Below are 10863 nucleotides of genomic sequence, written 5' to 3'. Positions count from 1 at the left end.
TAGATCAAAGTCCTGGCTGAGAGGCCAGGACTTTGTCATCAGTCTGAAATCCACGCAACCGCGTGGATTTTAATGTTGTTACGAGAATACCCAACTTCACTGAGTTCTTATGAAATAACGGAACCAAATCAGACGTTAAACAAAAAGTTCATCACGTCGCCGTCTTTTACTATGTACTCTTTACCTTCCGAGCGCATTTTCCCGGCTTCTTTAGCGCCTTGCTCGCCTTTATAGGTAATGAAGTCTTCATAGGAGATGGTCTGGGCGCGAATAAAGCCTTTTTCAAAGTCGGTGTGAATTTTACCCGCCGCCTGCGGGGCGGTGGCGCCGACGGGGATGGTCCAGGCGCGGACTTCCTTCACCCCGGCGGTAAAATAGGTTTGCAGATTCAGCAGTTCATAACCGGCGCGGATAACGCGGTTCAGGCCCGGTTCGGTCAGCCCCAGCTCAGCCATAAACTCCTCGCGATCGGCGTCGTCCAATTCAGCGATGTCCGACTCTACCGCGGCGCACACGGCCACCACGACGGAACCTTCGCTCGCCGCGATTTCACGGACTTTGTCGAGATAGGGGTTATTTTCGAAGCCGTCTTCGTTAACGTTGGCGATATACATGGTCGGCTTGAGCGTCAGAAAGCTCAGGTAGCGGATGGCCGCTTTGTCTTCTTCGGACAGATCCAGCGAGCGCAGCATGCCGGCGTTTTCCAGCTGCGGCAGGCATTTCTCCAATGCCGCCAGTTCGGCCTTGGCGTCTTTATCGCCGCCTTTGGCTTTCTTCTGTACGCGATGGATGGCGCGCTCGCAGGTATCGAGGTCGGACAGCGCCAGTTCGGTGTTGATGACGTCAATATCGTCCGCCGGATCAACTTTATTATTCACGTGGATGATGTTGTCGTTTTCGAAACAGCGCACCACGTGGCCGATGGCTTCCGTTTCGCGGATGTTGGTCAGAAACTGGTTACCCAGGCCTTCCCCTTTGGAGGCGCCTTTCACCAGCCCGGCGATATCGACAAATTCCATGGTGGTGGGAAGAATACGCTGCGGCTTGACGATTTCCGCCAGCTTGTCCAGACGCGGATCGGGCATCGGCACCACACCGGTATTCGGCTCAATGGTACAAAACGGGAAGTTGGCCGCTTCGATACCGGCTTTGGTCAACGCATTGAACAGAGTGGATTTACCGACGTTAGGCAGCCCAACGATACCGCATTTGAATCCCATGTTTATATCACCTTAAATTACTTATTAATCAGATGATTAGTTAAAATCATCTGTGAGAATGAAAATCTTCCGGCCGATTATACACGGAATGTCGATTTATCTCGATCCGCATCAGCCGGCGAGTTATGCCGCCTTGAAAGCGTGCAGCCGGTTCATCGCCTTGACCATATCCTCTTTGAGCAGGATCTCGGTGCAGCGTACCGCCTCGTCAATCGCCTTATCTATCAAGGCCAGCTCGCTTGACGGCGGTTTACCCAGCACAAATCCGGTGACCTTGTTTTTATCGCCGGGGTGGCCGATGCCGATACGCAGCCGATGAAACTCTGGGTTATTGCCCAGTTTGCTGATGATGTCTTTCAGACCGTTGTGACCGCCGTGGCCGCCGCCCAGTTTGAGTTTGGCAACCCCCGGCAATAAGTCCAGTTCGTCGTGTGCGACCAGAATTTCAGCGGGCTGAATACGGTAAAACGTCGCCATCGCCGCCACCGCTTTGCCGCTCAGATTCATAAAGGTGGTGGGGACCAACAGGCGAATGTCGTGCCCGGCCAGCGTCAGGCGCGAGGTATAGCCAAAAAATTTGCTCTCTTCCTTCAGCGGCTGGCGCTGGGCCTCGGCCAGGCGGTCCACGTACCAGGCTCCGGCATTATGGCGGGTTGCCGCATATTCGGCGCCGGGGTTGGCCAGGCCGACGATTAACTTGATGCTGCTCACGATAAGTTTCCAGATTGGGCGTTTCAAGCGCTTAACGCCACGTGATGTACATAAGTGACGGTAGAAGTGCGCTAGTTTACACACAGGGCAGGTTGATCGCCAAATGTGTGCGGGGAATTCCTCGTCGGCGCTATTGATTACCCATAGTGACTATTTCAATAGTTGTATATTTAGTTGTTAATTCGTAAAAAAATATTAATTTGTTGCATTCATCTGTGATCGTTCGCGCAAATGCAATTGCCTCATTGGCTATAATTACATCAAAGCAGGGATGGATTGCTGTAACCACTTCATTCATCCGCCGATGTTTATCTGGAGGTGACAGATGAAACGTAAAAACGCAATCACGATTGGCAACGGTTTGATGGGGCTCGGTATGGTGCTGATGGTTGGCGGTATCGCCTATTGCATTATTAGCCAGTTCGCCAAACTGAACCTACCGCAGTTTATCGCCTATCTGGATTTGATCACCATTTTTGCCGGCGCCATCTCCTGGCTGGCCGGTGCGCGTATCAGCGGCCGTGAAAAAGTGGCCGATCGCTATTGGTGGGTAAAACATTTTGATAAACGCTGTCAGCGCCAGCGCCATTCATAGATCGCGATGGTAAAAACTGCACCCTTACTTATCGCCTTTCAGGGTGCAGTTTGTGTTGTTAATCATCAGTAACCGGATGCCCGGTTAAAAACGATTAATGCTCAAACATGGCGGAAATGGATTCTTCGTTGCTGATACGGCGAATCGCTTCGGCCAGCATTCCCGAGAGGGTCAGGGTGCGGACGTTCGGCAGCGATTTGATTTTGTCCGTCAGCGGGATGGTATCGCAGACAATCACTTCATCAATAACCGAATTTTTAATGTTGTCGTAGGCATTCCCCGAGAAGATCGGATGCGTCGCATAGGCAAACACGCGTTTGGCGCCGCGTTCCTTTAACGCCTCGGCCGCCTTGCACAGCGTACCGCCGGTATCGATCATATCGTCAACCAACACGCAGTCGCGGCCGGCAACGTCGCCGATGATATGCATCACCTGGGACACGTTGGCGCGCGGGCGGCGTTTATCGATAATCGCCATATCGGTATCATTCAACAGTTTGGCAATGGCGCGGGCGCGTACCACCCCGCCGATATCCGGAGAGACCACTATCGGATTCTCCAGCTCCTGTTGCAGCATATCTTCCAGCAGGATCGGACTGCCGAAAACGTTATCAACCGGAACGTCAAAAAAGCCCTGAATCTGTTCTGCATGCAGATCCACCGTTAATACGCGGTCAACGCCCACGCTGGAAAGAAAATCAGCCACCACTTTGGCGGTGATCGGCACACGGGCGGAGCGCACCCGACGGTCCTGACGTGCATAGCCGAAGTAAGGAATAACGGCGGTGATACGCCCCGCGGAAGCGCGGCGCAGCGCATCGACCATAACAACCAGTTCCATCAGGTTGTCGTTGGTGGGTGCACAGGTGGACTGGATGATGAATATATCACCACCGCGTACATTTTCATTGATTTGCACGCTGACTTCACCATCGCTAAAACGACCGACGGCGGCGTCGCCAAGGCTAGTGTACAAACGGTTGGCAATACGTTGTGCTAGTTCCGGGATGGCGTTACCAGCAAAAAGCTTCATATCAGGCACGAGAAGAACCTCAGGCTTGCGTCCAGAGAAATATTGTGCCCGCTATGATATCCGCAAGCGGGGAGCAACAACAGACACAATATGCATACGGGTGTATGAATTAAGTTTGATAGCACATAACCGAAAGCCGGCTATTTAATATCAATACCTAACATTGCCCGGAAAGCGCGCTTTGCAGCGGTGAAACGTTAACGCCCCGCGCCACAAAACCATTCAACCATTCCGGGGCCTGGTCAAGCACCTGACGGGCTTCGGGCTCGGTGTCGAACTCGGCAAACACACAAGCTCCCGTTCCGGTCAGGCGCGCCGGGGCGTATTCTAACAGCCATGAAAGTAGCTGTTCAACCTCACGAAAACGTTTTCTTGCGATACTCTCACAATCATTGACGAAGGTCTGCTTTAATAACGATTCCAACGATCGCACCGGAGAATTTCGCTTTAGCTGGGGATCGCCGAATATCAGCGGAGTGGCGATACTGACTCCCGGATGGGCCACCAGATACCATTTCTCCGGCGGGTGAGCGGGGGTCAGCTTCTCGCCGACGCCCTCGGCAAACGCGGCATGGCCGTGAATAAACACCGGAACGTCGGCGCCAAGCCGCAGGCCGAGGTCCGCCAGCGCCTCGACATCCAGGCGGCATTGCCACAGATGATTCAGCGCCACCAGCACGGTGGCCGCATTGGATGAACCGCCGCCCAGACCGCCGCCCATCGGCAGCCGTTTATCGATGCTGATATCCGCGCCAAAGCTATCCGGGCGGATGCCGCGGCTGATGCAATGCTGTTGCAGCAGCCGCGCCGCGCGAATAATCAGGTTCTGTTCGTTATCGACGCCGTCCAGCGGCGTAAGCAGCCGCAGGCGCTCGTCCCGACGGGGGACGATGGTCAGCGTGTCGCCGTAGTCCAAAAACTGGAACAGGGTTTGCAGCAGGTGATAGCCGTCGGCGCGCCGTCCGGTAATGTAAAGAAACAGGTTCAGTTTGGCGGGCGAGGGCCATTTCTCAATCGGGGTGGGGCGCATGGGCTATTTTACCGTCCAGTTATCCATTTTTAACTTGATGCGCTGCTCGCCCTGAGTGAGCTCAAGGCTTTCCGGCAGCGGCGGATTAACCTTATGGCTATAACTTTGATAGCTGACGGTCCAGTTTTGATTCCCCTGACGATAGGTCAGTTTATTAAGCAGATAGCCATCGTCGAGGGTGAAATCGCTCGCTTCCCCAGGCAACCCCAGAATCCACTGGCGCAGATTATTCAGCGGGATCGCCATTCCCGTCAGCTGGTGCACCATATCCTCGGCGTCTTTCCCCACGTAGCGTTTACCCTGATTGTCGGTAATCTGGATGCTGTCCGGTTGGGCGCTCAGCTCCAGCTCGGTGCTGCCAAGCGGGTTGGTCAGCAACAGTCGATAGCGCTGCGCCGATGATTCCTGCCAGAAAAAACGGGCATATAGTTTTTTGCTATCGGAGATATAGGCAAAGGAGCCGCGGGTCTGATATTGGCTCAGCTGCCGCACTTTTTGCTGGTGCTGCTGCCACTGCGGCGAGGTCGGACTTTTCCCCGGCGAGGTGGGCTGGTGAAGGCTACAGGCAACCAGCAGAAAACTGGCTAACGGCACAAGCCGCAGGCAACGGGCGGGATTTAATGGCATGTCGCTCAGATCCTATCAATCAGATTTAGTATCGCAAAACAGCCACGCTAACGGGCTTGCCGTTCAGCGTCAATGTTTGTCGTTTTTCAGCGTAAAGTATATACCCCGGATGGAGAACAACGCGCGCTGTCGCTTTTCTTGCTTCCCGGCATCAAGTAGAATGCCATGGCAGACGAAACCCATACTAACATCGGTATTACTCAAGAATTGTCAATGACCCTGCTCGCGCTTGGTATTAATCATAAAACTGCTCCTGTCTCTTTGCGGGAACGCGTTGTATTCTCGCCGGATACCCTGGGGCAGGCGCTGAATAGCCTGCTGCAGCAACCGCTGGTGCAGGGTGGCGTGCTGCTGTCCACCTGCAACCGCACCGAGCTGTACCTCAGCGTTGAAGAGCAGGAAAACCAGCGTGAGCAACTGATTGACTGGCTGTGCGAATACCACCGACTGAATCGCGATGACTTCAGCGACAGCCTCTATTGGCATGAGGACAATGCGGCGGTCAGCCATTTGATGCGCGTCGCCAGCGGTCTGGATTCGCTGGTCCTGGGCGAGCCGCAGATCCTGGGGCAGGTGAAAAAAGCGTTTGCCGTATCGCAGCGCGGACAGTCGCTGTCCGGGGAGCTGGAGCGGTTATTCCAGAAATCATTTGCCGTGGCCAAACGGGTACGCACCGAAACGGATATCGGCGCCAGCGCGGTTTCCGTGGCGTTTGCGGCCTGTACGCTGGCGCGGCAGATTTTTGAGTCCCTCGCCGAGGTTAATGTTTTACTGGTTGGGGCGGGGGAAACCATCGAACTGGTTGCCCGTCACCTGCGCGAACATCAGGTGCATCGGATGGTGATCGCCAACCGCACCCGCGAACGCGCTCAGGCGTTGGCCACCGAGGTCGGCGCCGACGTTATCACCCTCGCGGAACTGGATGAGCAGCTTGCTTATGCCGATATTGTGATTAGCTCAACGGCCAGCACGTTGCCAATTATCGGGAAAGGGATGATGGAAAGGACGCTGAAAGCAAGACGCAATCAGCCTATGTTAATGGTGGATATTGCCGTCCCGCGCGATATCGAACCGGAAGTCGGCAAACTGCCTAACGTTTATCTCTACAGCGTGGATGATTTACACGCCATTATTCAGCATAATCTTGCCCAACGTAAAGCCGCCGCCATTCAGGCGGAATCGATCGTCCAGCAGGAAAGCGCCGACTTTATGGCCTGGCTGCGGGCGCAGTCCGCGGTCGAAACCATTCGTGATTACCGGGCCCAGGCGGATGAACTGCGTTCGGAAATGACCGCCAAGGCGCTTGCCGCCATTCAGCAGGGGAACGATGTCGAAACGGTCATTCAGGAATTGACGCATCGCTTAACCAATCGTTTAATCCATGCTCCCACCAAATCTCTGCAGCAGGCCGCTCGCGACGGCGACCTGGATCGGTTACAAATTTTACGTGACAGCCTTGGGCTGGACTAGCATTTATCTCTCTTAACAGGATTTAACAGCCCGCATGAAGCCTTCTATTGTTGCTAAACTGGAAGCGTTACAAGAACGCCATGAGGAAGTTCAGGCGTTGCTCGGCGAGTCGAGCGTGATCGCGGATATGGACCGTTTTCGCGCGTTGTCCCGCGAATACGCGCAGCTTACCGATATTACTCGCTGTTTCCGCCAATGGCAGCAGGTACAGGAAGACATACAAACCGCCGAAATGCTGCTGGATGACGCGGAAATGCGCGAAATGGCGCAGGAAGAGTTAAAACAGGCGAAATTGACCGGCGAAGATCTGGAACAGCAGCTTCAGCTGCTTCTGCTGCCGAAAGACCCCGACGATGAGCGCGGCTGTTTTCTTGAGGTGCGCGCCGGCACCGGCGGCGATGAAGCCGCCATTTTCGCCGGCGATCTGTTTCGCATGTATAGCCGTTATGCCGAAACCCGCCGCTGGCGGGTTGAAGTCATCAGCGCCAGCGACGGCGAGCATGGCGGCTATAAAGAGATCATCGCCAAGATTTCCGGCGATGGCGTATACGGCCAGCTCAAGTTCGAATCCGGCGGCCATCGCGTACAGCGCGTGCCGGCGACCGAGTCGCAGGGGCGCATTCACACATCGGCGTGCACCGTGGCCGTGATGCCGGAGATCCCGGAAGCCGAACTGCCGGAGATCAGCCCCGCCGATTTGCGTATCGATACGTTCCGTTCATCCGGAGCCGGCGGCCAGCACGTCAACACCACCGATTCCGCCATCCGCATTACCCACTTGCCGACGGGCATTGTGGTCGAATGTCAGGATGAGCGTTCCCAGCACAAGAACAAAGCGAAGGCGTTGTCGGTGCTGGGGGCGCGTATCCGCGCGGCGGAAATGCAGCGGCGCCAGCAGGAAGAGGCGTCCACGCGGCGTAACCTGCTGGGCAGCGGCGATCGGTCGGACCGTATCCGCACCTATAATTTCCCGCAGGGAAGGGTGACCGATCACCGAATCAACCTGACGCTCTACCGTCTGGATGAGGCGATGGAGGGCAAACTGGATATGCTGATTCAGCCGGTGGTCCAGGAATATCAGGCCGATCTGCTGGCTGCGCTTTCCGAGCAAGAGTAATGAACTATCAAACCTGGCTGGCCGCGGCCAGCGAGCGCCTGGCGGCGGGGGAAAGCCCGAAGCGGGACGCGGAAATATTGCTGAGCTTCGTCACCGGCAAAGGGCGCACCTTTCTGCTGGCGTTTGGCGAAACCCTGCTGACGGATGCCCAGCGCCGGCAGTTGGATGCCTTGCTGGCGCGGCGGATTAGCGGCGAACCGATCGCCTATCTGACCGGGGAGCGGGAGTTTTGGTCGCTGTCGCTCGCGGTATCGCCGGCCACGCTGATCCCCCGACCCGATACCGAGTGCCTGGTTGAACAGGCGTTGCGACGCCTGCCGTCCGAGCCGTCGAGCATACTGGATTTGGGCACCGGCACCGGGGCGATTGCGCTGGCTATTGCCAGCGAGCGCCCGGACTGCCGGGTGATCGGCGTGGATGCCCAGCCAGACGCCGTCGCGCTGGCCGGGCATAATGCCGCGCGGCTGGGCATTACCAATGTCCGTTTCCTACTGAGCGACTGGTTTTCGGCGCTGCCGCAACAGCGCTTCGCGCTTATCGTCGGTAATCCGCCTTATATTGATGCCGCAGATGACCATCTGTCGCAGGGCGATGTGCGTTTTGAACCAGCCAGCGCGTTAGTGGCGGCGGAAGAGGGGCTGGCGGACCTGCGTTTTATTATTGCCAACGCGCCCGGCCATTTACTGCCCGCAGGGTGGTTACTGCTGGAGCACGGCTGGCGGCAGGGAGCGGCCGTGTGCCGACTGCTGCGGGATAACGGTTTTGCACGGATAGAAACCCGTCAGGATTACGGCAATAACGATCGCGTCTCGCTGGGGCAATGGCCAAAAGCGGTAGATAAATAATTTTTCATAAGGAAAAACGCCTGTGGCACTTTTTTTAGGATTCGCCTATCTGCATATGGTGACCGTCGGCGCCAGCATTTTTTTGTTTGTGCTGCGCTTTTTCTGGCTATGCCGCCAGTCCGCCATGTTGCAGCAACGTTGGGTCAGGATACTGCCGCATATCAACGACAGCTTATTATTGCTTAGCGGCGTCGGTTTGATCTTTATTAGCCACGTTTATCCGTTTACCGCACAACAAAGCTGGCTGACGGAAAAACTGTTTGGCGTTATTATTTATATTCTCCTGGGCGCAGTTGCCCTGGGGAAACGCCCACGCAGTCAGAATGTGCGCTGGGTGGCGTTTATACTTGCCTTGGTATGCTTTTATCTGGTTATGCAGGTTTCGTTTACCAAGTTACCGTTGCTGATGGAATAACTATGAGTTCTATTGCTGATTTTGAATTCAACCGTTCACAGTTAAGTGAAGGTGTCGTATTAGTTTCACAGGCCATTCGCCGTGACTTCCCCGCCCTGGACGTGCGGAAAAATCTGCAACAGTTGGTTGACGATGCCCGCGCCGTTATCCCCGAGGATCTCGATCAGGATCTACAGCTGGAAAAACTCATAGAGCTTTTCTTTCATACCTGGGGGTTCGGCGGAGCCAGCGGCGTTTATCGGCTTTCCGACGTTTTATGGCTGGATAAGGTGCTGGAGTCCCGACAGGGCATGCCGGTTTCCCTCGGCGTTATTTTTCTGCATATCGCCCATGAGCTTGGGCTGCCGCTGATGCCGGTCATTTTCCCGACCCAGCTGATTCTGCGGGCGGACTGGCTGGATGAAGAGATGTGGCTGATCAACCCGTTAAACGGCGATACCCTGAGCGAGCACGTGCTGGATGTATGGCTGAAAGGCAATATCGGCCTTTCATCGGAGCTGTTGGATGAAGATCTGGACGAGGCGGAAAACGTGCTGATCGTACGTAAGATGCTGGATACGCTGAAAGTCGCCCTGATGGAAGAAAAGCAGATGGAACTGGCCCTGAGAGCCAGCGAAGCGGTATTGCAGTTTGATCCCGAAGACCCGTATGAAATCCGCGATCGCGGTCTGATCTATGCCCAGTTGGACTGCGACCATATCGCGCTGTCCGATCTTAACTATTTTGTCGAACAATGCCCGGAAGATCCGGTGAGTGAAATGATCAAAGTTCAAATTCACTCAATAGAGCAAAAACATATCGTTTTGCATTAACGCATCGTTAATTTACGCAATTTTGATTTATCCGATATTAAGGTAACTGCATGAAGAACAAAGTGGTCAAGATAGGGGATATCCCGGTAGCCAACGATCTGCCTTTCGTACTGTTCGGCGGTATGAACGTGCTTGAATCGCGCGATCTGGCGATGCGTATCTGCGAGCATTACGTGACGGTGACGCAGAGGCTGGGTATACCCTACGTGTTCAAGGCGTCATTTGACAAAGCCAACCGCTCCTCCATTCATTCCTACCGCGGGCCGGGCCAGGAAGAGGGGATGAAGATTTTTCAGGAGCTGAAACAGGCCTTTGGGGTAAAAATCATTACCGACGTCCATGAATCCAGTCAGGCGCAACCGGTGGCCGAGGTGGTGGATGTGATTCAGTTGCCTGCGTTTCTGGCCCGTCAGACCGACCTGGTTGAAGCCATGGCGAAAACCGGCGCGGTGATTAATGTGAAAAAACCCCAGTTCGTCAGCCCGGGGCAGATTGGCAATATCGTCGACAAATTTATCGAGGGCGGCAACGATCAGGTCATTCTGTGCGATCGCGGCAGCAACTTCGGCTACGATAATCTGGTGGTGGATATGCTGGGCTTTAACGTTATGAAGCAGGTATCCAACGGTTCGCCGGTGATTTTCGACGTCACTCACGCATTGCAGTGCCGCGACCCGTTTGGCGCGGCTTCGGGCGGACGCCGGGCGCAGGTGACCGAACTTGCCCGTGCGGGTATGGCGGTGGGTCTGGCGGGGCTGTTTATCGAGGCGCATCCCGATCCGGCCAACGCGAAATGCGACGGTCCTTCCGCATTGCCGCTGGATAAGCTGGAGCCTTTCCTGAAGCAGATCAAAGCCATTGACGATCTGGTGAAAAACTTCCCGGAACTGGATACCAGCAACTAAGCGATCGCCGTGCATAAAAAAAGCCCGCAACGCGGGCTCAGATTGCTGACGAACCCCACATTTTCCGTGGGGTTCTTGTTTTA

12 protein-coding genes are annotated in these 10863 nt (G+C 55.2%); 7 read left to right on the top strand and 5 right to left on the bottom strand.

Features of this window, described 5'->3' with window-relative positions:
• Nucleotides 1–128: 128 nt before the first annotated feature.
• Together ychF and pth are read right to left on the bottom strand one after the other, a co-directional pair.
• On the bottom strand, nucleotides 129–1220 hold the full coding sequence (ychF, locus tag DDT56_RS23805; protein ID WP_009112733.1) for a redox-regulated ATPase YchF: 1092 nt from the start codon (nucleotides 1218–1220) through the stop codon (nucleotides 129–131).
• A 123-nt stretch (nucleotides 1221–1343) separates the two neighbouring features.
• Complete coding sequence (gene pth / locus DDT56_RS23800; protein WP_136168826.1) at nucleotides 1344–1931, bottom strand: aminoacyl-tRNA hydrolase; 588 nt, start codon at nucleotides 1929–1931, stop codon at nucleotides 1344–1346.
• Between the two features lie 325 nt (nucleotides 1932–2256).
• Between pth and ychH the strand changes: the two genes are divergently transcribed.
• A complete protein-coding gene (gene ychH, locus DDT56_RS23795) occupies nucleotides 2257–2526 on the top strand; it encodes a stress-induced protein YchH (RefSeq protein ID WP_136168825.1) in 270 nt (89 codons plus the stop codon).
• Nucleotides 2527–2620: 94 nt separating this feature from the next.
• Here ychH and prs read toward each other — a convergent pair whose 3' ends face one another.
• The 3 genes from prs to lolB form a co-directional block, all read right to left on the bottom strand.
• The gene (gene prs, locus DDT56_RS23790) at nucleotides 2621–3568 is read right to left on the bottom strand and encodes a ribose-phosphate diphosphokinase (protein WP_136168824.1); all 948 of its coding nucleotides are present in this window, start codon (nucleotides 3566–3568) and stop codon (nucleotides 2621–2623) included.
• 148 nt (nucleotides 3569–3716) lie between these two features.
• Nucleotides 3717–4589: a 4-(cytidine 5'-diphospho)-2-C-methyl-D-erythritol kinase gene (ispE, locus tag DDT56_RS23785; protein ID WP_136168823.1), complete on the bottom strand. Its 873-nt coding sequence runs from the start codon at nucleotides 4587–4589 to the stop codon at nucleotides 3717–3719.
• Between the two features lie 3 nt (nucleotides 4590–4592).
• Nucleotides 4593–5216, bottom strand: a complete 624-nt coding sequence (gene lolB, locus DDT56_RS23780) for a lipoprotein insertase outer membrane protein LolB (protein ID WP_136168822.1) — start codon at nucleotides 5214–5216, stop codon at nucleotides 4593–4595.
• A gap of 213 nt (nucleotides 5217–5429) precedes the next feature.
• Between lolB and hemA the strand changes: the two genes are divergently transcribed.
• The 6 genes from hemA to kdsA are packed head-to-tail and all read left to right on the top strand — an operon-like array spanning nucleotide 5430 to nucleotide 10780.
• Complete coding sequence (hemA, locus tag DDT56_RS23775; RefSeq protein WP_136168821.1) at nucleotides 5430–6686, top strand: glutamyl-tRNA reductase; 1257 nt, start codon at nucleotides 5430–5432, stop codon at nucleotides 6684–6686.
• 34 nt (nucleotides 6687–6720) lie between these two features.
• Nucleotides 6721–7803, top strand: coding sequence for a peptide chain release factor 1 (gene prfA, locus DDT56_RS23770; protein WP_136168820.1), 1083 nt, complete (start codon nucleotides 6721–6723; stop codon nucleotides 7801–7803).
• Complete coding sequence (prmC, locus tag DDT56_RS23765; RefSeq protein WP_136168819.1) at nucleotides 7803–8648, top strand: peptide chain release factor N(5)-glutamine methyltransferase; 846 nt, start codon at nucleotides 7803–7805, stop codon at nucleotides 8646–8648. The genes prfA and prmC overlap by 1 nt, the downstream gene beginning before the upstream one ends.
• Before the next feature lie 22 nt (nucleotides 8649–8670).
• Nucleotides 8671–9063 (top strand): SirB2 family protein, encoded by a 393-nt coding sequence (locus DDT56_RS23760; RefSeq protein ID WP_256373238.1) that lies wholly within the window; start codon nucleotides 8671–8673, stop codon nucleotides 9061–9063.
• 2 nt (nucleotides 9064–9065) lie between these two features.
• Nucleotides 9066–9875, top strand: coding sequence for an invasion regulator SirB1 (gene sirB1 / locus DDT56_RS23755; protein ID WP_136168818.1), 810 nt, complete (start codon nucleotides 9066–9068; stop codon nucleotides 9873–9875).
• Between the two features lie 50 nt (nucleotides 9876–9925).
• A complete protein-coding gene (kdsA, locus tag DDT56_RS23750; protein WP_136168817.1) occupies nucleotides 9926–10780 on the top strand; it encodes a 3-deoxy-8-phosphooctulonate synthase in 855 nt (284 codons plus the stop codon).
• The last annotated feature ends 83 nt before the right edge of the window (nucleotides 10781–10863 follow it).

The sequence above is a fragment of the Brenneria corticis genome (assembly GCF_003115855.1).
GTDB classification, from domain to species: domain Bacteria; phylum Pseudomonadota; class Gammaproteobacteria; order Enterobacterales; family Enterobacteriaceae; genus Brenneria; species Brenneria corticis.
The sequence above is the reverse complement of the archived record's forward strand: the minus strand, read 5'-3'. Positions and strand labels throughout refer to the sequence as shown.